The following is a 23,285-nucleotide window of genomic DNA, read 5'->3' on the forward strand; positions in this document are numbered from 1 at the left end:
CAGGGCTTAGAAACCGAATTGTTCGGTGAGGATGCGCTCGTCGAGACTGTGGCCCGGGTCGAACAGCAGGTTCAGCGAGATGGCGTGATCCATGCTGATATTGACCTTGCGTACAAAGCGCACTTCGTCGTGATCGGCAACCGCAGCAACCGGGCGCTTGTCGGCTTCCATGACCTCGATGGTGACATGCGCCTTGTCCGGCAACAGGGCGCCACGCCAGCGCCGTGGCCGGAACGGCGAGATTGGCGTCAGCGCGAGCAGGGGGGCATTGATCGGGATGATCGCGCCTTGCGCCGATAGATTATAAGCGGTCGAGCCCGCTGGCGTCGCGACCAGCACACCGTCGGCGACCAGCTCGGCGAGCCGCTCCTTGCCGTCGATGAGAATGCGCAGACGCGCGGCTTGCGCGCTCTGCCGGAACAACGACACCTCGTTGATGGCGCGCCGCTCATGGATCACGCCCGCTTCGTCGCGCGCTTGCATGATCAGCGGATGGATGATGGTCGTGTGCGCCGCGGCCAGGCGCTCATGCAAGCCTTCAAGCGAATATTCATTCATCAGGAAGCCGACCGTGCCGCGGTGCATGCCGTAGATCGGCTTGGCCGAGGTCATGAAGCGGTGCAACGTCTGCAGCATCAGGCCGTCGCCGCCCAGCGCGACGATGACGTCGGCTTCCTTCGGGTCGGCATTGTCGTAGCGCGCCTCGAGCTGAGCAATGGCGGCGCGCGCCTCCGGCGTCGGGCTGGCGACAAAGGCGATGCGCTTGAATGAGGGGGCCGAGGGGCTCATCGGGGGCTCTTGAGAGACCGGTCCCGCGCAATGAGAATCTTGCGCAAGTCCCTGTCAGACATTCGATTTCCGGCGCTCCTTTATACGACTTGGGTTCGCTTTGTCGAGGCGGGATGGCCAAAGCCCGGCGCCGAAGCGCCGGGCAGGTCGTCCTTTGCAAGGATCAGGCGATCGGCTTTACCCTGGAGCCCTAGAACTCCCTTTCAGTCGGTCTCCGTCAGGCGTCGAGCATGACGGTCCTGGAGTCGTTGCCATCGTGATCGGCGAGGAGATTTGGCAGGTCTATCAGGGCAATCATGACGTCCTCATTCGACACCAGGCCGGCAAGGAAACTGGTCGAATCAGCGTGCCCGGTGCGCGGCACCGGCTGGATCTGCGCGGCCGTCACGGCGACGATATCAAGCACGCGGTCGCCGATGAGGCCGACCTGGCGGTCGCCGATCTGAACGATGATGACGATGTGCAAGGGTGAGGTTTCGGTCAGACCTTGGCCGAACCGACAGCGCAGGTCGACGATCGGGACGATAGCGCCACGCAGATTGAGCACTCCGCGGACATAGTCCGGCTGCTTCGGCAGATGAGTGATGTCAGACCAGCCCTTGATTTCGCGTACGGCCATGATGTCGACGCCGTATTGTTCATCGCCGATGGCAAAACTGATGAATTCGGTGGCTGTGGCCGGCGCGGTGGATCGGGATGTCGGTTCGACACGGTGATCCACTGCATTGTGTTCAGTCGCAGGCAGGTTCATTTACATCATCCTGATGTCGCGGGTGTGGAGACCGCCGACTTGGCCGCGATGCGATCTCTTTTCATCGCGGCCGAGTCGGGACGGTTCGGAGGTATTTCGATCGAGCGGCGAACTAGAATTGCTGCCACTCGTCGTTAACGGCCGTGGCGAGTGCGGTCTGCATGCCGCGCGCGGTTCCGGCAGTGCGCCGGGCTGGCGCAGCCTTAGTGCCGGCGGGAGTACGTTGCGGCACGGTCTTTGACGCCGGCGTGGCAGACGGCTCGACTCTCGGCGCAGGAGCATGTTGCCCCACCTGCGCCGTTGCCGAGTGACCTTTCACGCGCGGGCGGAAGAACGCGATCCGTTGATCGTTCGACATCGCTTTGGCCTGCTGTTCGAGCGTCTTGGCGGTGGCGGCGTTCTCTTCCACCAGCGCCGAGTTTTGTTGCGTCACGACATCCATCTGCGAAAGAGCTTTCGTGATCTCGGTGATGCCGGTCGACTGCTCGATGCTGGCGCTGGCGATTTCGGAAACGACGGCAGTAACCTTCTGAATGGAGGTGACGATTTCATCGAGCGACTGGCCGACTTTGTTGACCAGTTCGACGCCGTCCTTCACTTGAGTGCTGCTGCTGTTGATGAGGTCCTTGATGTCCTTGGCCGCTTGCGAGGAGCGCTGCGCCAGGCTGCGAACTTCGGAAGCAACGACAGCGAAACCGCGCCCTGCTTCGCCGGCCCGCGCTGCCTCGACGGCCGCGTTGAGAGCGAGGAGGTTGGTCTGACGGGCGATTTCATCGATGACGACGATGATGTTGGAGATTTTCGTCGATGAATCTTCGATCTGGGCCATGGCTTCGACCGTCTTGGTCACGACCGCACCGCCGCGGTTTGCGACATCGCGGGCACTGACCGCGAGATCGCTTGCCTGCTTGGCGTTTTCCGCATTCTTCTTAACGGTGGCAGACATCTCTTCCATTGAGGATGAAGTCTCCTCAAGGCTTGCGGCCTGTTCTTCCGTACGCTGGGAGAGATCGGTGGTGGCGTTGGCGATCTCAACCGCGGCGTTGGTAACCTCGCTGGACGAGACTTTGATCGTGGCAATGGTGTCACCAAAACGCTCGACGATCATTTCGCCGGCTCCGGCAATCTGGCCGACTTCGTCTTTGCGGCCGAGGCCGGTCATCGTGACATTGAAGTCGCCTTCGGAAACCTTCTTGAGCTGGGCCACGACCGAAACTATCGGGGTTGCCACAGTCTTCGTCAGGAAGAACCCGAAAAAGATCGCGAACACAATCGTGATCACTGAGCCGCCAACCATGGCCCAGGTCGCGAAACGTCCCGCCGAATCGCTGGCGGCCTGGCGTACGGCCAGAAGGTCGCGCTCCATTTTGTCGACCTGCGCCATAATGCTGCGGATGCCGTCCATGGACGTCTTGCCGGCGCCGCCGGCCTCCATCGACCGGGCCTGCTCGCGGGTGGCGGGATTGCGCATCAGTTCGATTTCAACCTTGCCGACCTGCGTCGCCCATTGCTCCTCAAGCGCCTTTACTTTGTCGAGCCGATCCTGCTGGACGGGGTTGTCCGATGTTAGGGCTTTGATTGCTTTGAAATTCTGAGCGAAGTTGGCTTCGCCTGCTTTCATTGGCTCGAGGAATTTCTCGTCGCCAGCGATGAGATAGCCGCGCAATCCGGTTTCGCGATCGACCATGTCGCTGACAAGCTTTCCGGCGACTTCAAGAACCCGATAGGTATGCGTGTTCCAGCTCTGCGCCTTCTCCATGGCTGACAGGCTGTTCAGAACAATGGCAGTCAACGCCAGGAGAACGGCAATTACTGCTGCGAATGACAGGGCGAGTTTGTGTGCAATCTTCAAGTTGAGCAGGAGGTTCATTGGGCGTCCAGGTTGTTTGGAGGAAGTCTGTTAGGCGCCGCGGCCGTGGCGGACAGTCGCTAATGCCACAATAATTGCGGCAGCCACTCGCGAAGGGATGAGGGTCCCGCGCCTAGGCTCTTTCTAAAAAACAAGTCCTAAAAGACGGTTTGAAATATGCTTAATTTATATGTACATAATATATCTAACTTCCCGAGCCACCAGTCGCCATCGCTTGTGGCTGCCTCTCTAATCAATAAAGACTGACGCCGGCTAACGAGCCGACCTCAGTGTTCTGGCGTAAATGCAAGGCAATGTCAGTCCGTGCCGACCCCGTCGATCGCGGCTTTGCGCTGGATATATTCCAGGTAGTTGGTGCTGCCGCAGAGCGTGGCGACGTTGGTGAGATACTCGCGGGCTTTGACGCGGTTGCGCTGTTCGGCGTGCCACATGCCGTAATCGGAACAGGAGCGGCGCGTTTCGGGTCGGCTTTCAGCACCGCCTTGTAGAAAATCTTTGACGGCGCGTAGTCGCCCATGCGGCGATTGGCATAGCCGCTACAGTTGGCGACGTCGGCGTGCAAATGCCCGGCGCCGCGGCGCCGGGCAGGTCGTTCTTTGGAAGGGATCAGGCAATCGGCCTTCGCCTGGTGCTCTAGAACTCCTTCCAGTCGGTGTCGGCGCTGGCCGTCTCGATCTTCTTGAGCGCGCCGCCGGTTCCGGTGTGCTTGAGCTGGACGACGGACTTGGGGGCCGTCGGCTTTGCTGAAGCCGGTTTGGCAGGCACCACTTTGGCGATGGCAGGCTTGGCCGCCGGTGCTCTGCCGCCTATTTCGGTTTCGATAGCCGAAGTGCTGCGAACCGTGGTGCGGTCATTCTGGCCGAGTTGGAAGAACGCGACCTGTTCGTCCATCATCTTGGCCTGATGCTCGAGGGTCTTGGCGGTGGCCGCATTTTCCTCGACCAGCGCCGAGTTTTGCTGCGTCACTTCATCCATCTGGGTGAGCGCCTTGTTGATCTGATCGATGCCGGTGGCCTGCTCGATGCTGGCATTGGCGATATCGGTCACGATCTCGGCGACCTTCTTGATCGAGGTGACGATATCGTTGAGCGAGGTGCCGGCCTGGTTGACGAGGTCGACGCCTTCCTTCACCTGGACGCTCGAGTTGGTGATGAGGTCCTTGATATCCTTGGCCGCCTGCGAGGAACGCTGGGCGAGGCTGCGGACTTCGGAGGCCACCACCGCGAAGCCACGGCCGGCTTCACCCGCACGGGCCGCTTCCACGGCCGCGTTGAGGGCGAGCAGGTTGGTCTGGCGGGCGATCTCGTCGATGACACCGATGATGTCGGTGATCTTCTGCGAGGACTCCTCGATCTTGGCCATGGCTTCGACGGTGCGGGCGACCACCTTGCCGCCGAGATCCGCGACGTCGCGGGTCTCGTTGGCCGAACGGCTGGCTTCCTGGGCGTTCTCGGCGTTGCGGCGCACGGTCGAGGTGAGCTCTTCCATGGCGGCGGAGGTTTCTTCCAGGCTCGCGGCCTGTTCCTCGGTGCGCTGGGAGAGATCGGTGGTCGAGGTCGAGATTTCGGCCGAGGCGTTAGTCACTTCGCGGCCGGAGGCTTTGATCTCGGCGATCGTCTCGCGCACTTTCTCCGCCATTTGCCGAACCGACGCAGCGATCTGGCCAACTTCGTCCTTGCGGTCGGTATTCGGGACCTTGACGGTGAAGTTACCTGCAGCGATTTCGTCGAGCGGCTTGACCATTTCGCGAAGGGGGCGGGCGATGGTCATCGCGCCCATCAATGCCGCGGCGATCAAAATCGAGATCGTCAACACGCCCAATATGACCGATATGCGGTTGGCAAAATCGGCGGTGTCCTGAGCTTCGATCATCCGATCGCTTTTAGTCTTGACCGCGGCTTTTCTGGCCTCGGCGACGAGCGCGTTGATGCGTTCTGCGGTTGCCAGCGAAACCTTGGCTGCGGCAAGTTGCTTGCCGTCAAATTCGGTTGCTTGTGCAGCGTCTTGTCTGGCCTGGGCCTCGATCATCTGCCTCCTGAAGTCGACGATGACTTTAGCGTCCTTGGCATACTGATCGAGCGTGGCAATGATTTCTTCGAATCGGGCCCGATTTTCCGGCTTGGCGAACTTTGGCAAGAGAGAGGATGCCTGATCGTGGCTGGTCTTACGGCGCTCCTCAAGAGTCGTCACGGCCGCCTGCATTTGGTCGAGGCTGCGGGACAGGCGTACATCGCGGACGGCCAATTGCAAGCTGCGCAAATTGGACTCGGTTGCGGTAGCTCCTTGCAGGATGTCGGCCTGCATGTTGGCAAGGTCGGTCGAGGATCTGACCGAGCTGCTACCCATAATCTGCCCCACGATGAGGCCGACCGCGAACAGAATACCAAGCCCGGACATCATTGAAAGTTTGAGCCCGATGCTGATATTGGAAAGCTTTAACATTGATTTCTCCTGGCGATGGAAAGAGAGCTGTTGATAGATGCGACGTCACTGCGGCTCGTCACCGCAGATAAAGTTACGGAGTCCCCCCTCAGAGACCCGTTACGCGTCGAGGACGATTGTCTTGGAGTCGATGCCGTTGTGGTCGGCAAGCAGGTTTGGCAGGTCGATCAAGGCGATCATGACGTCTTCATTCGACACCAGTCCGGCAAGAAAGTTGGTCGAATGGGTGTGGCTGGTGCGCGGTACCTGTTGGATCTGCGCCGGCGTCACCGATACGATGTCAAGCACGCGATCGCCGATGAGACCGACCTGGCGGTCGCCGATCTGCACGATGATGACGATGTGCAATGGTGAGGTTTCGGTCAGGCCCTGGCCGAAGCGGCAGCGCAGGTCGACGATCGGGACGATAGCGCCGCGCAAGTTGAGCACGCCGCGCACATAGTCCGGTTGCTTGGGCAGATGAGTAATGTCCGACCAGCCCTTGATTTCGCGCACGGCCATGATGTCGACACCGTACTGCTCCTCGCCAATGGCGAAGCTGATGAACTCGGTGACATTTGATGCCCCCGCGGCGGCTTCGGTCAGAGGAGCGGTCGTCGCCGAGGCAACGGGCTGTGCCGTAACAGGAGGTGATGTAGCAATCTGAGTCATTGAGGCTTCCTTCTCTTGACCCTACGACAAACAGCGCCTGCATGCGCGACGGCAGCGCCGCGCATTGCTCTCGACAGAGGCAATTCGTCGTTTGAGGGTAGGGATAGGAATACCCGCGTAATTTTAAATCGCGATTGAATTTAAACTTAATCTACTTTGCGCAGATGCGTTCAAATCACGACAGTAAGATGTGTTACCTGACAGAGCGAAGAATTTAAAAACACAATAACTGCATCGCATTTTTGCGTTTGTCGACGTGGCGGAATTTTATAAATAACAAGTGCCAGACTGGGAATCCATGATGCGTTTATCAACGTCGTCGATGCGATGCCGCGAATCACTTGGCGACGTTCGTCTGTGATCAGAGTCCGAAAAATTGGGCGGCACGACGATCGAGGGGAGATCGCCGCGCCGCCCGGAGCCGATGGCATCGCCTCCATCGGACTTCGCTGAGAGCCCTAGAACTCCTTCCAGTCGGTGTCGGCGCTGGCCGTCTCGATCTTCTTGACCGCGCCGCCGGTGCCGGTCTGCTTAAGCTGCACCACCGCCTGATACTTGGCCGGGACCGGCTTCGCGATCGCCACTGCCGGCTTGGCGTCCACCGGCCTTGCTTCGGCCGACCGGGCAGGCTTGGCCGCCGGCGTCTTGGGCACCATTTCCTTGGCAATCCGGCCGGCCATCGCGGCCTCTTCCTGACCGAGTTGGAAGAACGCGACCTGTTCGTCCATCATCTTGGCCTGATGCTCGAGGGTCTTGGCCGTGGCGGCATTTTCCTCGACCAGCGCCGAGTTCTGCTGCGTCACTTCATCCATCTGGGTGAGCGCCTTGTTGATCTGATCGATGCCGGTGGCCTGCTCGATGCTGGCATTGGCGATGTCGGTCACGATCTCGGCGACCTTTTTGATCGAGGTGACGATATCGTTGAGCGAGGTGCCGGCCTGGTTGACGAGGTCGACGCCTTCCTTCACCTGGACGCTCGAGTTGGTGATGAGGTCCTTGATATCCTTGGCCGCCTGCGAGGAACGCTGGGCGAGGCTGCGGACTTCGGAGGCCACCACCGCGAAGCCACGGCCGGCTTCACCCGCACGGGCCGCTTCCACGGCCGCGTTGAGGGCGAGCAGGTTGGTCTGGCGGGCGATCTCGTCGATGACACCGATGATGTCGGTGATCTTCTGCGAGGACTCCTCGATCTTGGCCATGGCCTCGACGGTGCGGGCGACCACCTTGCCGCCGAGATCCGCGACGTCGCGGGTCTCGTTGGCCGAACGGCTGGCTTCCTGGGCGTTCTCGGCGTTGCGGCGCACGGTCGAGGTGAGCTCTTCCATGGCGGCGGAGGTTTCTTCCAGGCTCGCGGCCTGTTCTTCGGTGCGCTGGGAGAGATCGGTGGTCGAGGTCGAGATTTCGGCCGAGGCGTTGGTCACTTCGCGGCCGGAGGCTTTGATCTCGTGGATGGTGGTCCGGACCTTCTCCGCCATGACCTGGACCGAGTTGGCGATCTGGCCGACCTCGTCCTTGCGATCGAGACCTGGTACCTTGATGGCAAAGTTGCCTTCGGCGATCTTGTCGAGCGGATCGACCAGGGCGCGAAGCGGCGAGGCGATACCGTACTGGCCGATTGTGAAGCCAATGATGAGGCCAAGGATGATGCCGATGGCGGCGCCGCCCATCATCAGTTTCGACGTATAGAGATATTCGGCGGTGGCGTCGTTCGAAACGGTCTCGACGTCCTTGTCCAAGCCTTCGGCCAGCACCCGGAGATTGACACGCACCTTGTTGGCGAGTTCTGCGCTCGACATTGCCTCCTTGCGCAGCCGGTCCAGTTCGGCGGTCATCTGGAAGTTGGTCACTGCGGCGGCGGCGCGGAAGGTGCCGTTGAGCTCCTTCTGGTAGGTGGTCCAGTCGGCTTCAAGCTCCGCCAACTTGGCCTTGACGTGGGGCCGGGTGGCCTTCTCCTTGAGCCACTGGAAGCGCTCCTGGAACAGCTTGCTCTCCGACGCGACAGCATCCTGCGCGGTCTTGATGCTTTCCGGGCGCGGATCGGTCGAGACCTGGAATTCGGCTCGGTTGATGGCGAGAAGGTTGACGGCAAGACGCTGAGCCATCGTCGACTGGCTGGATACGACCTCCATCCGGTCGGTCGCTTCGCTCAGCGACTTGAGGGAGGTGATGCCGAGCCAGGCGATGGCGGACGCCACCATGGCGAGCAGCATGACGACGGAAACTATCTTGGTCAGCACTTTGAAGCGAGCAAGGATGGACATCTAAATCCCCATTTTCCTGATTAGATAATGTTGGCGCGATGAGATTTTTTAAGCGTCGAGAACGACGGTCTTCTGTTCGTTGGCGACATGGTCCGCCAACAGGTGCGGCAGATCGATCAAGGCGATCATGACGTCCTCGTTCGACACCAGCCCGGCAAGAAAGCTGGTCGAATGAGCGTGACTGGTGCGCGGCACCTGTTGGATCTGCGCCGGCGTCACCGACACGATGTCAAGCACGCGATCGCCGATGAGACCGACCTGACGGTCGCCGATCTGCACGATGATGACGATGTGCAGCGGCGTGGTTTCGGTCAGGCCCTGGCCGAAACGGCAGCGCAGGTCGACGATCGGAACGATGGCGCCACGCAAATTGAGCACGCCGCGCACATAGTCCGGTTGCTTGGGCAGGTGGGTAATGTCCGACCAGCCCTTGATTTCGCGCACGGCCATGATGTCGACGCCGTACTGCTCCTCACCAATGGCGAAGCTGATGAACTCGGTAACGTGCGAGGCCGCCGTGCCGTTGACGGCGGACTCGGAATCGTTGGTTGTATTGATACTAATCTTAGGTTGAGTAATGATGGGTGTGGGTGCGACAACTTGCGACATTCCAGTGGTCCTTATTGTCCCTACGACAGGCAATAGTCATCGAAATGCGCGGCTTTACTTGGCCGAACATACCGCTCTGACGCGGAATCAAATCACACGAAGAGCATGTAGTAATAAGATACCGTGTTTACCTTAAGTTGAAATTGATTTTATTCATAATATAAATAGTTAATAAATATTGTTAATACACGTATAGGCTGTATATGGCGAGCCGCTGTATCGGCAAAATCCGAGAAAATACATCGTGTTGCCGTGTTGCCGTGCTGCCGCGATAGCGTCGTCGAAGCGATCGACAAATTGGATGACGAAATTTCTAGAGTGAATGGCGCGCGGTTGGCGCCGGAGCAATGCGAATCAGAATGCATCGCTCGTTGCACGAGGCGCCAGGAGAGGCGGAAACAAAAAAAACCGCCGGGTGATATGAGCCCGGCGGTTAGAATTTGTCGCTTGTGCGATTGTGCGGTTAAAGCAAGCCGGCGATCAGTACGTGCCGGTGCCGTCGATCACGGCTTTGAGCTCGATATACTCCTGGCAGTTGGTGTTGCCGCAGAGCGAGGCGACCTTTGTCAGATACTCACGAGCCTTGACGCGGTTGCCCTGTTCGGCCTGCCACATACCGTAATAGGACCATGTGCGGGTGTGCTTCGGGTCGGCTTTCAGCGCAGCCTCGTACCAGATCTTCGACTGCTCATAGTTGCCCATACGGCGGTTGGCATAGCCGATGTAGTTGGCAACGTCCGGGTTGCTGTCGCGGCCGAGTGCATGCATCGCGGCAATGCCCGCATCGTATTGGCCGGCGAGAATCAATTGACGCGCTGCGCGATAGTCACGCAGGAATTTCTCATGGGCCTTGGCTTGCGCGAGCTGCTGCTCCGGCTGTTCGATTGCGCTGCCTTTCTTGTCCTTCTTCTTGTCGTCTGTCGGCGTATCGGTGCCGGCCGCATAGACCGGCTTGAGGCCAACGGCGGTGACGAGCAAGGCCGCGGCGGCGATTTGAGGGAGGTGACGTAAAACACGGATGAGGGTCATGGCGGTTGGACCTCTGTGGTTGATGCGGCACGGCGACAGGTTACGCCAGGTCGCCGGCCCAACAGGAAAAACAATTCGTGAAGTCGTTTAGTCCCGCCGGGAAACGAAATTTATCCGGCCACCAGGCCGGCAGGGTGGTTCTTTGGAACCCGACAACCTGAACGGCGGATAACGGCCCGTCTCAGATCGCATTCAGAGCCGGAGGCCTAGAAAGGGTGCCATCAGCCGGCCCGTCGCCGGTTCGCCGGGGATAACCCAAGGGTGCCGGCCGCCCGCCAAAAAGGAAGAATTCGATGTTCAAGACCATCTCTGCCGCCGCTATTGCGCTCAGCCTGATCGCCGCGCCGGCCTTCGCTCAGAGCGCCAGCCCGACCGCCGCCACCACGGCCCCGGTGACCACGCCGGCCAAGCCAGTTGTCCAAAAGAGCGATGCGGTCAGGAAGCACGTCGCCAAGCACAAGAAGAACAAGCACGTTGCGCAAAAGCACAGCGTCAAGAAGCACACCGCCAAAGCGCCGGCGAAGCTGAAGGCCGCCAAGGTCAAGACCGACAAGACCGTCAAGCCGAAGGCCATCTGATCGCCATTCCGGCGCTCGTCAGAACTCACAGTTTCGGGCACCGCGGTTCCTCGATGGGCCGCGGTGCTTGACTCACGTTAACGTTCCATTGAATTATCGAAGCCGTGCTGGTTCCCCGGGTCGCTCCGGGGACGAAAGAGGGAACACGGTTGTCCCGCAAGGCCGCTTTCGGCGATCTTGCGTCATTCCGTGGCTGCCCCCGCAACTGTAAGCGGCGAGCCCGCGTCCGCACGGCCACTGGGAATTCTCCCGGGAGAGCTTTTCTCCTTTGAGAGCCTGGGAAGGCCGGACGCAACGGGCCATGACCCGCAAGCCAGGAGACCTGCCAGCACAGTCACCCAACCGGTGGACGGGCGGTCCATACGGAGCGGCGCTTTCGCAGCGGTGACGTCAATGCCGGTGCGATGGTCCGTTGGAGTTTATTGTCCCACGAACATCGGCAGGTGAGCGTCTCGAGGCGTCAGTCGTCTGCGTTGCGTTCGCATGTTCCTCGCACCGGTTTGGTTTCACCCGGCGCGCCCGTCATCGACGGGCGCCATCGAAGGAATGTGCGTTATGGGGGTTCGTTTTCGTCTGGCTGCCGCGAGTGCGGTGGCGGTCATCGCGGCGGTGCAGGCCGCGTCCAATCCTGCCAAAGCTCAGTCAGCATCTGAACCGGTCGTACTGCCGGAAGTGTCGGTCAGTGCCACCGGCATTGCCACGCCGCTGAGCCAGATCGCCAGTTCGGTGACGGTGATCACCGCCGAGGAGATCGCCCGCACCCAGCGCCGCACCCTGCCGGATGTGCTCAACAATGTGCCGGGTCTCAATGTGGTGCAGACCGGCGGCCCCGGCGGCCAGACTGCGATCTTCATGCGTGGCACCAATTCGAACCACGTCAAGGTGCTGCTCGACGGCATCGACATGGGCGATGTCAGCGCGCCGAACGGCGCGGTTGATCTCGCCCATATCGCCACCGGCGATATCGAGCGTATTGAGGTGCTGCGCGGCCCACAGGGCGGCCTCTATGGTGCCAATGCGATCGGCGGCGTGATCTCGATCGTCACCAAGAAAGGCGAGGGGCCGGCGAAAGCCACAGCGACACTTGAGGGCGGTGCGCTCGGCACCTTCAACCAGTCTGCCGCGGTCAGCGGCGCCAAGGATCGCTTCGATTATGCGTTCAGCGTCGCGCATCTGCGCTCGTCGCATGTCGACGTCACGCCGACCTACGTGCTGCCGGCCGGGCAGTCAGCCAATCCGAACTCCTACGACAACATGACCTATTCGACCCGGCTCGGCGCCAAGATCACAGACGATCTCCGGGTTAATCTGATCGGCCGCTACGTCGATATCCGGCTGAAATATTCCAACGATGATCCGAGCACATTTCCATCGGCGCCTTATGCGACGCGGTCCGACTACGGCAACAAGGCCTTCTTCGGCCGCGCCGAGGCGGTGTATGCCGCACTCAATGGCCGCTTCATCAACACCGTCGGTGTCAACGTCGCCGACAACAGCCGCACCAACAAGGACCCCAACGCCAATCCGGCAACGACGAATGACGGCACGCGCACTGCGGTGAACTGGCGCGGCGAGATCGCCGTGGCCAAGGGCCATACCCTCCTGCTGGGTGCCGAGCGCTCGGAAGAACGCGCCAACACCCAGACTTACGGCATGTTCGGCGGCGCGCCGCTGTCCTATTCTGCCAAGAACGGCAACACCGCCGGTTATGCCGAAATGCAGTCGCAATTTGCCGAACGCTTCTTCATCGTCGGCAACATCCGTGTCGATGACGACGACAAGTTCGGCAGTCATACGACATGGCGCGTTGCGCCGGCCTTCATCATGCCGGGCAGCGAGACCAAACTGAAAGGCAGCTACGGCACGGCATTCAAGGCGCCGACCTTGTACGAGCTCTACGGCGTCGGCGACTTCAACTATGTCGGCAATCCGAATCTGAAGCCGGAAACCAGCAAGGGCTGGGAAGTCGGTTTCGAGCAGCCGCTGTTCGGCGACCGGCTGCGTTTCGGAGTTACTTATTTTCGGAACGACATCAAGGACCTGATCAACAACGTGTTCGCGCCGGTGAATACTTACGTTAATGTAGGCAAGGCCAAGACCGAGGGCTATGAAGCCTTCGTCGATGTCAAGGCCACTGACCGGCTGCGCTTTCACGCCGATTACACCCGTACCGACGCGACCAATGTGATCGCCAATACCGAGCTGTTGCGCCGGCCCAAGCACAAGGCCAATTTCTCGGCGTCCTATCAGGCGACCGAGGCGCTCGGCCTGTCGGCGAGCGTGCTCTATGTCGGCCCCTGGATGGATTTCGATCGCCAGGGCCTGTGGACGACGGCCCGCGACTTCCAGGGCTATACCGTGGTCAATATCGCGGCGAATTATGCGGTCAATAAGCAGGTCACGGTCTTCGGACGCGTCGATAATCTGTTCGACAAGCGCTACGAAGTACCGGTCGGCTGGAAGGCGCCGGGCGTCGGCGTCTTCGGCGGTATCAAGGTCTCGACCCTATAGTCTGGCAAATACGCCTGAACGCGCGGCCGTCCGCCGGCCACGCGTTCGCCTTTGAAAATCGCTAGGATCGCCCCGGGAAAACGATTCCAAGGGGCGAACCATGATGCGATCGTATTTGAGCGCCGGCCTTCTTTTCGTTGCCGTCGCTACGACGCCGGCACGGGCTGATGACATTGTCGATGCCATCGAGCAGGGCCGCAAAGCATACCAGTCCGGTGATATGACGGCGGCCAAGCAATCGCTTGACCTTGCCTCGCAGCTGATCGCGCAAAAGAATGCGGAGGGCTATGCGACGGTGTTGCCAGAGCCGTTGTCGGGCTGGAAGGCCGATAAGGCGCAGACCAGCGCCGTCGGCGCTGCTGTGTTCGGTGGCGTCTCGGCGGCCACGCGCACCTATACCAATGCCAAGGGCGACACGGTCGAGATTTCGATCAGCGGGGATTCGGCGCTGCTGATGCAGTTTGCGCCGATGCTGAACAATCCGGCGATGGCCGGCGCGCTCGGCAAGCTGATCCGGATCGGCAACCAGCGCGCTGTGCAGAACCCGGATGGTGACGTGATGATGATCGTCGCCAACAAGTTCCTGATCAATGTTCAGGGCACGGCGGACTCGGCGAGCAAGGTGGCTTATGCTCAGGCGATCGATATCGCCAAACTGTCGAAGCTGTAGGTGTCGGTGAGGTTGCTAATGCGGTGGATGTTTGTCGGTGTGGCGTTGCTCGTCGCCGGTTGCGCCTCAGACGATGTCGGGCCGAGCCCGGCGGAGTTGCAGGCGCGGTGGGACGCCCAGAACATCGCTCCGCAGAATTACAAGAACGACCTGCTGGCATTCCTGCGCACCTATCTCAACGAGCCGGTCGGCGTGCGCAATGCGCAGGCATCGCAGCCGCTGTTGAAGAAAGTGGGGCAGGGCGATCGCTTCATCGTCTGCGTTCGCTTTCGTGAGAGGAAATCGGCGAACACCTATGCGCCGCCCAAAGACGGCGCTGCCGTCTTCGTGTCCGGCAAGCTCGATCGTTTTCTTGATACGCCGCCGGAAGTCGCCGCGCTCTGCAAGGAGGTGCCGCTTGAGCCGTTTACCGAACTCGAGAAGCTCACGCGCTGACAGAGGGACCGCAAGGTGAACCGCTGGTGCAGCGCGCCCAATAACCAATAACCGCCGGGCTGACCCGACGGTTCGCTTTGTTCATTCAAAGGTCGAAAGTGTCCCCGGGCTTCGAGGCTACTTAACCTTGAGGTTCTCCGCCGACGTCTTGCCGCGGTTTTCGACGAGTTCGAACTGCACGGTCTGACCTTCGTTCAGCGTGCTAAGTCCGGCGCGCTCCACCGCCGAGATATGGACGAACACATCCTTGCCGCCATCCTGCGGCTGGATGAAGCCGTAGCCCTTCGTCGGATTGAACCACTTTACGGTGCCCTGAGGCATGCTAGATCTCCGAAGTATTACGAGTAGCAACACCCCAGTTTGGCACAGTCTTGAACCGCCGAACAAGCTTTCCGATTGCCCGCCGACTGTGACAATTGGTTCAATTTTGGGCGTATTGCGGCGGGCCTCGCGCGGTCGTGGTGCCGGCTGAGGGGATTGAACCCCCGACCTTCGGTTTACAAAACCGCTGCTCTACCGCTGAGCTAAGCCGGCGCTTCCCGTCGCGACGCTCGGATAGCGGATTAGGCCTGACAAATCAATCGTATGGCGTCGGACGGGCAGGACAGCCTCCGGCGCAGACGCGCACCCGAGGCTGCCGGGTTGGCCAATTTATTGCCGAAAGAGGAGGAATTTGGCCGGTATCGTCAGCCTTGCCGTGGACGAATGAAAACGCCCCGCGGCCTGGTGAGCCGCAGGGCGCATTCGTCGAAGTGGCTATACGGCGGCGCCCAGGTTCCGGCGCCGCCATTATGCCCTATCAGGATGTGATATCGCGATCCTTCGTTTCCGGCAGGAAGAAGAAGCCGACGACGACAGTAATCGACGCGAAGATGATCGGGTACCAGAGACCGGCATAGATATCGCCGGTCGAGGCCACGATGGCGAAGGCGGTCGCCGGCAACAGGCCGCCGAACCAGCCGTTGCCGATGTGGTAGGGCAGCGACATCGAGGTGTAGCGGATGCGGGTCGGGAACAGTTCGACCAGCATCGCGGCGATCGGGCCGTACACCATCGTGACGAAGATCACGAGGATGAGCAGCAGGCCGATGACCGCGGCAGGTGCCGCGCGGAAGATGTCGAACGGATGCGCCATCTTCACGATGTTGGCGTCGCCGGCCTTCGGATAGCCCGCAGCCTGGACGGCGGCGAGAACCTTGGCGTTGTCGGCGGCCGCGGCATACGGGATGTCGGTGCCGTTGACCTTCACGACGACCGGCGAACCGGCTGCGCCATAGGAGGTCGAGTACTTGACCGACTGCTGCGACAGGTAGGCGCGGGCGGTGTCGCACGGCTTGGTGAAGACGCGCGTTCCGACCGGGTTGAACAAGTCGCCGCAGGCTGCACGGTCAGCCACCACCTCGACCTTCACGGTCTCGATCGCCTTTTCCAGCGCCGGATTGGCGTTGGTGGTGATCGCCTTGAAGATCGGGAAGAAGGTGAGCGCCGCGATCAGACAGCCGCCGAGAATGATCGGCTTGCGGCCGATCTTGTCGGACAGCGCGCCGAACACCAGGAAGAAGCCGGTGCCGAGCAGGAGCGACCATGCGATCAACAGGTTGGCGGTGTAGCCGTCGACCTTGAGGATCGATTGCAGGAAGAATAGCGCGTAGAACTGGCCAGTGTACCAGACCACGCCCTGGCCCATCACGCCGCCCAGCAGAGCGATGAGCACGATCTTGCCATTCGACCAGTTGCCGAAGGCTTCCGTCAGCGGCGCCTTGGACGACTTGCCTTCATCCTTCATGCGCTGGAAGACCGGCGATTCATTCAGCTTCAAGCGGATCCAGACCGAGACGCCGAGCAGCAGCACGGAGACCAGGAACGGAATGCGCCAGCCCCAGGCCGCGAAATCCTTCTCACCGACGATCGTGCGGGTGAAAAGAATGACCAGCAGCGACAGGAACAGGCCAAGCGTGGCGGTCGTCTGGATGTACGAGGTGTAGTAGCCGCGCTTGCCCTGCGGAGCATGTTCCGCAACGTAGGTTGCCGCGCCGCCGTATTCGCCGCCGAGCGCGAGACCCTGCGCGAGACGCAGTGCGATCAGGATGACGGGTGCAGCGAAGCCGATGGTGGCGGAGCCGGGGAGCAGGCCGACGATGAAGGTCGACAGGCCCATGATCAGAATGGTCACAAGGAAGGTGTACTTGCGGCCGACGATGTCGCCGACACGGCCGAACACGATGGCGCCGAACGGACGCACGAGGAAGCCCGCGGCGAAAGCGAGCAGCGCGAAGATGTCACGCGTCGCTGGCGGATATTCGCTGAAGAATTGCGCGCCGATGATCGCGGCGAGCGAGCCGTAAAGATAGAAGTCGTACCACTCGAATACGGTGCCGAGCGATGATGCGAAGATGACTCGCCGTTCCTCGGCAGTCATTCCGCGGTCCTTGAGACCGGACACGGTCGTCGTTGTCATAGGCGTAACCCCCTAATGGACACGTTATGGTCGTGTGTCGGGCGACGCCTTGCTTGTCTTGATTGTCTTCGGCGCCACCTTGGGCGTATCGATACGCCCGGCCCAGCAACCGCGTCTGTCCGTCTCGCGTCTTACGCCTTTTGGCGGATGACAACTATTTAAGTTATTGATATTTAATGACTATATCAAAAATTAGGGTTGGCGATGGTGCGTTGCGGTTTTTAACAGTCCAGCAACTTTTACGTCGAGTTCCGCGACGTCGATACCCGGATGATGCCGTTCGTCAGACGCCGGCGGCTACGCGTTCGAGAACTTCGATCAGCCAGGCCGCCGCGTGCAATACCGACAGACGTTGCGCCAGTTTGGCCTTGCGGAAGGTATCGTTGAGAAGTTTGAGCGCGCGCTTGTGGCCGGGATGGGCCTGCGCAACGGCGCCGAGCCGATTTAGTCGCGCAAGGAGCTCTTCGCGCTGGCTCTCGACGTTGTCGTAGCGCTTACGGAAAGTTTCGGGCGCCGCAGGGCTGTCGGCGCGGTTGCTGGAAGAATTTCGATTCGGCATTCCGATTAACTTTAACCGCGATCCTTGATGTCGAGCCCCGCTGTCGTTTTCGCGGATGACGGTGCCGAAATCAAGGCCCGACGCACGCTCGTGAGGGCCTGCGAGATTAATGTTACCCGGCGATTGAAGGTGGTCGCGTAAATCGTTCGTATATTGTGCAGGCGAACATCACGGATGGATCGCCTGCAATGCGTGTCTCGATTGCCATTGCCGCCCTGTTGGGAACTTTTGGATTGACCGCGGTTGAGGCAGCCGATCTGTCCGGCCGGGCCGGCTATTACGAATCGTATCCGTCCAGAGCACCGCAGGTCGTCGTCTACGACGTCGAGCCGGGCACCGAGATTCGCGCCTACTGGGCGCGGCCATGGCAGAACCGCCGCTACTTCCCGTTCACCGGTAAGAAGCCGAAGGTTGGCCGCCACGAAGACCTCAACGCACCACGCCGCATCGCGGCGCCGGCGCCCACTTATTACCAGGAGTGGTCGACGCTTTCGCTCTATCCGCCACACGCGATCATGCCGCCGGCCGACGTCGCGCCGTCCGCGCCCATCCTGCCGCTGAAGTGATCCGATGACGATGTCGCCATTCAAAATTGCAGCGCTTGCCATCGCCGCTACCGCGCTCGGCAGCGCAAGCGCGGAGGCGCAATGGTATTCTTCGGTGCAGCCCGCGCCGCAGCCTCTTTATCCTTATGCCCAGCCCGGCCGGTCGGCGAGCCAACCTTACGCCGTTGAAGTCGCGCCGGGTGCCTATGTCATTCACCGGCCGGGTGAGGCGAGAGCGCCTTCCGCGCGCCGCGCCCATCGCGCCGCGCCTGCGCCGCAGGTCAAGCCGTCGCGCTCTAAGAACGATCCAGCGCTGATCGAAGAGTTGCGGCAGCGCGCCGCCGGCAAACCCGCGACTGTCGTCAACACGACCAAGGTCGTCTACATGAAGCCGAAGGTGGTGGAGACGAAGCGTTACGTCGATCTGCCGCCGCGCGTGGTCGAGCGCTACACCGTCGTCGATGACAGCAGTGGCGACAAGAAGGTCGTGGTCGAGGCGCCGCCGGTCGATACGCACGCCACGAAGAACGACAAGCCAGGCAAAGGTGACAAGCGCGTCATCCAGGCCGATGCCGAGATCACCATCCTCGGTCCCGATCGCATGACAATTCAGCTTTACCGCAAGGGCGAGCGCGGCAAGAACGCGCGCCTCAACTGATCGGTTTCAGAGTTTGTGGGCGGCGACGGCGGGCTGGGGGGCCCGCCGTTTGCTTTTGCAGCGTGTGCTTATGCGCGGCCGGCAATATAAAGCGAAAGCACTGCGGCGTTCGAGACGTTGAGGCTCTTGATCTCGCCCGGCATGTCGATGCGAGCGACCTTGTCGCATAGTTCGCGGGTGGACTGCCGTAATCCCTTGCCTTCGGCGCCCAGAACCAGCGCCAGCGGCTTGCGCAGCGTCATGTCCGACAAGTCGGCTTCGCCGTCGGAATCCAGACCGACCACCATGAAGCCCCGTTCTTTCAGAGCGGTGAGACCGCGGGCGAGATTCTGCACGGCAATCAGCGGCACCAGTTCCAGCGCGCCGGAGGCGGCCTTGGCGAGCGCCGCGGTGGCATCCGGCGAATGACGCTGCGTCGTCACGATGGCGGTGGCGGCGAAAGCCGCGGCGGAGCGGAAGATGGCGCCGACATTGTGCGGGTCGGTGATCTGGTCGAGCACCAGAACGGTGCCGTGCGCCGGCACTTCCTCGATCGGTGGCGAGGGCAGGGGATCGGCCTCGAGATAGAGACCCTGATGCACGGCGTCCGGCAGCAGGCGCTCGTCAATGGCGGAGGGTCGCACGATCTCCGGCGCGATGGCTGGCGCGATACCTTCTTCTTCCAGGCGGCGGGCGGCATTGTCGGTGACCAGCAGGCGGCGCAGCCGCCGGGTTGGATTGCGCAGCGCCGCGACGACGGTGTGCCAGCCGTAGAGAATGACGAGTTCGTCGTCGGTGGCCGCCCTGAGGTCCTCGCGCCGGGCGCGCGTGAAGCGCTCACGGCGCTCGACCTGTTCGCGGGTGGCGCCGGGTTTTGCTCCGGGTTTCGCGGTCTTCGGGCCGGATTTGGCGGGGCCGCTGCCGGCATAGGGGAAGGGGCGTTTGCTCATGACCGGGACCTTTAGCGCATGATCCCGAAAAGTGGGACCGGTTTTCCGACCAGACCATGCGCCAGGAAGGATCGCAGGTCGGGGAACGGCCGGGCCGGGCAATTTCCGGCCGTCCTCCATTGACTTCGGCGGCTTGCCTGCTCATAACCCCAGCCATTCCCGCGATCCGCCTGGACCGGAAACCCCGATTGTTCATCGGGATCAACGTGCTAGGACGGCGACCCGCCCGCAAATGCAGGTTCGTCGGGGGATGTGAACTTTGGGGGCGAGTGTCCCGAGCGGCAAAGGGGGCGGACTGTAAATCCGCTGGCTATGCCTTCGTAGGTTCGAGTCCTACCTCGCCCACCATCCTTTCGATGCCTCACTCGAATTGTGCCGATTTCCCGGCCGCTAGGGCGCGTTGAACGCCGCCATGGCGTGCTGGCGCATGCCGCTCACCGGTTCGACCGGCTGGCGGGCGCGATCGTCGATGCTGGGCAGTTCATCGCGCTCCTTGATCGACGACAGATGCGGGCCGAGATCGCGCAGCAGGCCGTCGGTGACGCCGTAGAGCCAGCCATGGAGATGCAGCGGCTGGCCACGCAGCCAGGCTTTCTCGACGGTCGGGATCGCAGCGATGCGGCGCACCTGCATTTCGACATTGAGTTCGCACATGCGATCGATGCGTGCGGCCGGATCGGGAATGGCGTCGAACAGCTTGCGGTGCTTGCGGTACAGCATCGTGATCGGCTGCAGCCAGTGATCGACCAGCGCCGTGCGCTCGTCACCGAGCGCGCGCTGGATGCCGCCACAGCCGTAATGACCGCAGACGATGACATGCTCGATGTGCAGCACGTCGATGGCGTATTCGAGCACGGCCAGCAGGTTCATGTCGCTGGTGTGCACCATGTTGGCGATGTTGCGCTGGACGAAGACCTCGCCGGGGTCGAGCCCGAGCACGTCATTGGCGGTCACGCGGCTATCCGAGCAGCCGATCCACAACAGTTTCGGATTCTGGATGCCGGCCATGCGGATGAAATAGCCGGGGTCGTCGCGGGTCTTGGCCTGCGCCCAGGCGACATTGCGATCGAACAGGTGATCGAGGCACATGGGAAACCAAAGCCGTCCGGATCAGGGCCGCAGATTGTCGCTCGCGGCGTGTTCGTTGTTGCGCAGGTCTGTGGCGAAACCTCTGGCCGCCAGCCAGCGCAGGATGTTCGGCGCGGACACATCACACTCGTCCGCCAGACCGCCGGCGAAATGGCGCCATTGGTCGAGATTGCGATAGGGCACGCCGACGATGAGCGGGACCTCGAGCGCGACCGCGCGGGCAAGCGCATCGCGCAGGCCGCCGCCTTCGGCTTCTATCTTGCCGAACTTGTTGAGCACGACGAGATCGATTTCTTCCTTGAGAGCTTCGTCGAACAGACCGGCCGCCTCGATCAGGCGCGTGTGATCGAGCCGGCAGCCTTTGGCGGCGGGGCCGCGATCTTCTGACAGTTGGAAGACGGTGCGCGAATAGAGTTCTTCCACCGCCATGTCGCACTTCGTCCGATCGCGCACGAATGTGTTGAGCTGCACCAGCCCGGCCACGCTCAGGCCGTCGTCACGCAGCCGGTAGGCGATATCCGCGAGCAATCGGTCGGCGGCGAGCCCATCGGAATACAGCACCGCAAGGATATTGGATGACATTTTAACGACCATGGATTTCACATGCGGGCTGAATTGCGCTGGCGAAGGCGCGCTTGATGAAGATTGCCGCCGGATCGGCCGATTTGCCGATCTGGCCGAGCAGCGTGACCCATTCTTCTTCCGACGCCCGGGCGGCATAGGAGCGCACCGCGTCCTGGCTGAAGGTCGCCAGATCGAGCCCTTCGCCGTCGGCACGCTCGCTCATCGTTTGCAGCAAAGTGAGATCGCCGAGGCCGACGATGAGTTCGGTCGCGGCGGCGTCGTCGGTGAGGCGGCGGATCATGTCACCCAGCAGCATGGCTTTGCCTCCCTAGTTAACCCGATGCTCGGCGGCGCCGGCCAACTCGATGCCGTCGATCTCGGCCGCCGACACCAGCCGCGCCACATATTGCGCCTGCGCGCGGTGCATCACGCTGTCGCGCAGATAGTTGGCGATCTGTTCGGCGACGGCCTCGTAGGGCACCGTCCGGCCCTCGACCTTGCGGTCGAGCCGGATGATGTGAAAGCCGAAGCGGCTTGCGATCGGCTCCGACGAAACCTCGCCCGGAGTCATTGCCAGCATCGCGCGCTCGAATTCCGGCGTCGTCTGGCCTTGCGTAAGTTGGCCAAGATTGCCGCCATGTTCTGCGGAGGGGCAGCGCGAATAGGCGCGGGCCAGCGAGGCAAAACACCCCGGATCGTCCTGCAGCGTTGCCAGCACGCCCTCGGCGTCGGCGCGGGCCTGCGCGCGGGCTTCCGTATCGTCCACCGGCGCCGCGAACAAGATGTGCGAGGCCTCATAAATGTCCGGCGAACGGAAGCGGGTCTTGTTGTTGTCGTAGTAGCGCCGGCAGGTTTCGTCGTCCGGTTCCGGCACCAGCACCTCGCGCTCGACGACGCCGCGCATCAGCGCCTCGTCCTCGGTCTCGCGGCGGCCGTCTTGCGTGAGCGGCTCCGCCGTCAGGCCAAGCGCCTTCGCGCGCTGCAGCAGCAGCTCGCGCACGACCAGCGCGCGCGCCGCCCCAAGCCATGCGACGAAGGGCTTGTCGGCCGGATGGTTCTGCATTTCGCGCACGATCTCGTCGCGCGGAATGGTGATGCCGTTGACGCTGACCTTGACCGGCTTTGCAGCAGGGGACGACGGAAAGCGAACTTCGATGGAAACAGCCATGATGCTCACTCCGCCGGGATCATCGGACGCCGCGTGCGCACCACCTGATAGCCGCGACGGCCGAGATACCAGACCGGCGCGCTCCAGATGTGGACGAGGCGGGTGAACGGGAACAACAGAAAGATGGTCATGCCGAGGAACAGGTGCGCCTTGAAGATCGGATGCACGTCGGCGATGGCCGCCGAGACGCCCGGCTGCAAGGTGAGAATGCCCTGCGCCCAGGTCATGAACTTCACCATCTCGTGGCCGTCGAGATGGCCGAGCGAGACGAAGATGGTGCTCAGCCCGAGGATGAGCTGCACATAGAGAATGAGCAGGATGGCGATGTCGCCGAATGACGAGGTGGTGCGGATGCGCGGGTCGAACAGGCGGCGGTGAATGAGCAGCGTCATGCCGACGAAGCAGGCAATGCCGGCAACGCCGCCGATGACGATCGCCAGCCACTGCTTGAAGGTGTGCGAGATGCCGAGCGTGTCGAACACCCAGATCGGCGTCAGCAAGCCGACGAAGTGGCCGGCAAAGATCAGGAGGATACCGACATGGAACAGGTTCGAGCCCCAGGTCAGTTGCCGGCGGCGTAGCAACTGGCTCGAGCCCGAGCGCCAAGTGTATTGCTCGCGATCGAAGCGGACGAGACTGCCAAGCAGGAATACGGTGAGGCAAAGGTAGGGGTACCAGCCGAAGACGATGTAATTGATCATGTCGCGCATGGTGTGGTC

At 61.6% G+C, this 23,285-nt stretch carries 24 protein-coding genes, 2 tRNA genes and 1 riboswitch; of the genes, 7 read left to right on the forward strand and 19 right to left on the reverse strand.

Going from position 1 to position 23,285, the window contains the following annotated elements:
- Window positions 1–6: 6 nt before the first annotated feature.
- From DXH78_RS12755 to DXH78_RS12790, 9 genes are all read right to left on the reverse strand, one after another.
- Entirely contained in the window at window positions 7–789 is a 783-nt protein-coding gene (locus DXH78_RS12755; RefSeq protein ID WP_115517390.1) for an NAD kinase, read from the reverse strand.
- Between the two features lie 217 nt (window positions 790–1,006).
- On the reverse strand, window positions 1,007–1,540 hold the full coding sequence (locus DXH78_RS12760; RefSeq protein ID WP_115517391.1) for a chemotaxis protein CheW: 534 nt from the start codon (window positions 1,538–1,540) through the stop codon (window positions 1,007–1,009).
- A gap of 112 nt (window positions 1,541–1,652) precedes the next feature.
- Complete coding sequence (locus DXH78_RS12765) at window positions 1,653–3,410, reverse strand: methyl-accepting chemotaxis protein (RefSeq protein ID WP_115517392.1); 1,758 nt, start codon at window positions 3,408–3,410, stop codon at window positions 1,653–1,655.
- A gap of 296 nt (window positions 3,411–3,706) precedes the next feature.
- A complete protein-coding gene (locus tag DXH78_RS20255) occupies window positions 3,707–3,841 on the reverse strand; it encodes a hypothetical protein (RefSeq protein ID WP_283805622.1) in 135 nt (44 codons plus the stop codon).
- Between the two features lie 202 nt (window positions 3,842–4,043).
- Window positions 4,044–5,852 (reverse strand): methyl-accepting chemotaxis protein, encoded by a 1,809-nt coding sequence (locus tag DXH78_RS12770; protein ID WP_115517393.1) that lies wholly within the window; start codon window positions 5,850–5,852, stop codon window positions 4,044–4,046.
- A gap of 99 nt (window positions 5,853–5,951) precedes the next feature.
- Window positions 5,952–6,503: a chemotaxis protein CheW gene (locus tag DXH78_RS12775; RefSeq protein ID WP_115517394.1), complete on the reverse strand. Its 552-nt coding sequence runs from the start codon at window positions 6,501–6,503 to the stop codon at window positions 5,952–5,954.
- A gap of 458 nt (window positions 6,504–6,961) precedes the next feature.
- Entirely contained in the window at window positions 6,962–8,764 is a 1,803-nt protein-coding gene (locus DXH78_RS12780) for a methyl-accepting chemotaxis protein (protein ID WP_115517395.1), read from the reverse strand.
- 48 nt (window positions 8,765–8,812) lie between these two features.
- Window positions 8,813–9,373, reverse strand: a complete 561-nt coding sequence (locus DXH78_RS12785; protein ID WP_115517396.1) for a chemotaxis protein CheW — start codon at window positions 9,371–9,373, stop codon at window positions 8,813–8,815.
- Between the two features lie 480 nt (window positions 9,374–9,853).
- Complete coding sequence (locus tag DXH78_RS12790) at window positions 9,854–10,402, reverse strand: tetratricopeptide repeat protein (RefSeq protein ID WP_115517397.1); 549 nt, start codon at window positions 10,400–10,402, stop codon at window positions 9,854–9,856.
- Window positions 10,403–10,695: 293 nt separating this feature from the next.
- Between DXH78_RS12790 and DXH78_RS12795 the strand changes: the two genes are divergently transcribed.
- The 4 genes from DXH78_RS12795 (at window position 10,696) to DXH78_RS12810 (ending at window position 14,596) form a co-directional block, all read left to right on the forward strand.
- Window positions 10,696–10,980 carry a His-rich protein BRANT gene (locus DXH78_RS12795; protein ID WP_115517398.1) on the forward strand — a complete coding sequence of 95 codons (285 nt, stop codon included), beginning with the start codon at window positions 10,696–10,698 and terminating at the stop codon, window positions 10,978–10,980.
- 91 nt (window positions 10,981–11,071) lie between these two features.
- Window positions 11,072–11,324: riboswitch (cobalamin riboswitch) on the forward strand.
- A 211-nt stretch (window positions 11,325–11,535) separates the two neighbouring features.
- Window positions 11,536–13,491: a TonB-dependent receptor plug domain-containing protein gene (locus tag DXH78_RS12800; RefSeq protein WP_168192798.1), complete on the forward strand. Its 1,956-nt coding sequence runs from the start codon at window positions 11,536–11,538 to the stop codon at window positions 13,489–13,491.
- 100 nt (window positions 13,492–13,591) lie between these two features.
- Complete coding sequence (locus DXH78_RS12805) at window positions 13,592–14,161, forward strand: hypothetical protein (RefSeq protein ID WP_115517400.1); 570 nt, start codon at window positions 13,592–13,594, stop codon at window positions 14,159–14,161.
- A gap of 18 nt (window positions 14,162–14,179) precedes the next feature.
- A complete protein-coding gene (locus DXH78_RS12810) occupies window positions 14,180–14,596 on the forward strand; it encodes a hypothetical protein (protein ID WP_147292635.1) in 417 nt (138 codons plus the stop codon).
- Window positions 14,597–14,713: 117 nt separating this feature from the next.
- Here DXH78_RS12810 and DXH78_RS12815 read toward each other — a convergent pair whose 3' ends face one another.
- The 4 genes from DXH78_RS12815 to DXH78_RS12830 all read right to left on the reverse strand — a co-directional run bounded on the left by DXH78_RS12815 (window position 14,714) and on the right by DXH78_RS12830 (window position 17,613).
- Complete coding sequence (locus DXH78_RS12815) at window positions 14,714–14,917, reverse strand: cold-shock protein (protein ID WP_115517402.1); 204 nt, start codon at window positions 14,915–14,917, stop codon at window positions 14,714–14,716.
- Window positions 14,918–15,055: 138 nt separating this feature from the next.
- Window positions 15,056–15,130: transfer RNA gene (locus tag DXH78_RS12820), tRNA-Thr, on the reverse strand.
- Window positions 15,131–15,395: 265 nt separating this feature from the next.
- A complete protein-coding gene (locus DXH78_RS12825; protein ID WP_210209580.1) occupies window positions 15,396–17,015 on the reverse strand; it encodes an MFS transporter in 1,620 nt (539 codons plus the stop codon).
- A gap of 322 nt (window positions 17,016–17,337) precedes the next feature.
- Entirely contained in the window at window positions 17,338–17,613 is a 276-nt protein-coding gene (locus tag DXH78_RS12830) for a hypothetical protein (protein ID WP_115517404.1), read from the reverse strand.
- A gap of 188 nt (window positions 17,614–17,801) precedes the next feature.
- On the opposite strand from DXH78_RS12830, the gene DXH78_RS12835 reads away from it, so the two are divergent.
- Both DXH78_RS12835 and DXH78_RS12840 read left to right on the forward strand, forming a co-directional pair.
- Complete coding sequence (locus DXH78_RS12835; protein WP_115517405.1) at window positions 17,802–18,179, forward strand: hypothetical protein; 378 nt, start codon at window positions 17,802–17,804, stop codon at window positions 18,177–18,179.
- Window positions 18,180–18,189: 10 nt separating this feature from the next.
- A complete protein-coding gene (locus DXH78_RS12840; protein ID WP_168192799.1) occupies window positions 18,190–18,816 on the forward strand; it encodes a hypothetical protein in 627 nt (208 codons plus the stop codon).
- A gap of 68 nt (window positions 18,817–18,884) precedes the next feature.
- On the opposite strand, the gene rlmB is transcribed toward DXH78_RS12840, so the two are convergent.
- Window positions 18,885–19,745 carry a 23S rRNA (guanosine(2251)-2'-O)-methyltransferase RlmB gene (gene rlmB / locus DXH78_RS12845; protein ID WP_115517407.1) on the reverse strand — a complete coding sequence of 287 codons (861 nt, stop codon included), beginning with the start codon at window positions 19,743–19,745 and terminating at the stop codon, window positions 18,885–18,887.
- 263 nt (window positions 19,746–20,008) lie between these two features.
- Between rlmB and DXH78_RS12850 the strand changes: the two genes are divergently transcribed.
- Window positions 20,009–20,093: transfer RNA gene (locus DXH78_RS12850), tRNA-Tyr, on the forward strand.
- Window positions 20,094–20,135: 42 nt separating this feature from the next.
- Here the strand turns inward: DXH78_RS12850 and DXH78_RS12855 are convergent.
- The 5 genes from DXH78_RS12855 to narI are packed head-to-tail and all read right to left on the reverse strand — an operon-like array spanning window position 20,136 to window position 23,276.
- Window positions 20,136–20,834, reverse strand: a complete 699-nt coding sequence (locus DXH78_RS12855; protein WP_115517408.1) for a carbonic anhydrase — start codon at window positions 20,832–20,834, stop codon at window positions 20,136–20,138.
- Between the two features lie 21 nt (window positions 20,835–20,855).
- The gene (locus DXH78_RS12860) at window positions 20,856–21,416 is read right to left on the reverse strand and encodes a DUF2478 domain-containing protein (protein WP_245416808.1); all 561 of its coding nucleotides are present in this window, start codon (window positions 21,414–21,416) and stop codon (window positions 20,856–20,858) included.
- A gap of 1 nt (window position 21,417) precedes the next feature.
- Window positions 21,418–21,714 carry a hypothetical protein gene (locus DXH78_RS12865; RefSeq protein WP_115517410.1) on the reverse strand — a complete coding sequence of 99 codons (297 nt, stop codon included), beginning with the start codon at window positions 21,712–21,714 and terminating at the stop codon, window positions 21,418–21,420.
- 12 nt (window positions 21,715–21,726) lie between these two features.
- Complete coding sequence (locus DXH78_RS12870) at window positions 21,727–22,566, reverse strand: peptidylprolyl isomerase (protein ID WP_115517411.1); 840 nt, start codon at window positions 22,564–22,566, stop codon at window positions 21,727–21,729.
- 5 nt (window positions 22,567–22,571) lie between these two features.
- A complete protein-coding gene (gene narI, locus DXH78_RS12875) occupies window positions 22,572–23,276 on the reverse strand; it encodes a respiratory nitrate reductase subunit gamma (RefSeq protein ID WP_115517412.1) in 705 nt (234 codons plus the stop codon).
- Window positions 23,277–23,285 lie beyond the last annotated feature (9 nt).

Origin of the sequence: Undibacter mobilis (assembly GCF_003367195.1) — a bacterium.
GTDB lineage: Bacteria > Pseudomonadota > Alphaproteobacteria > Rhizobiales > Xanthobacteraceae > Pseudolabrys > Pseudolabrys mobilis.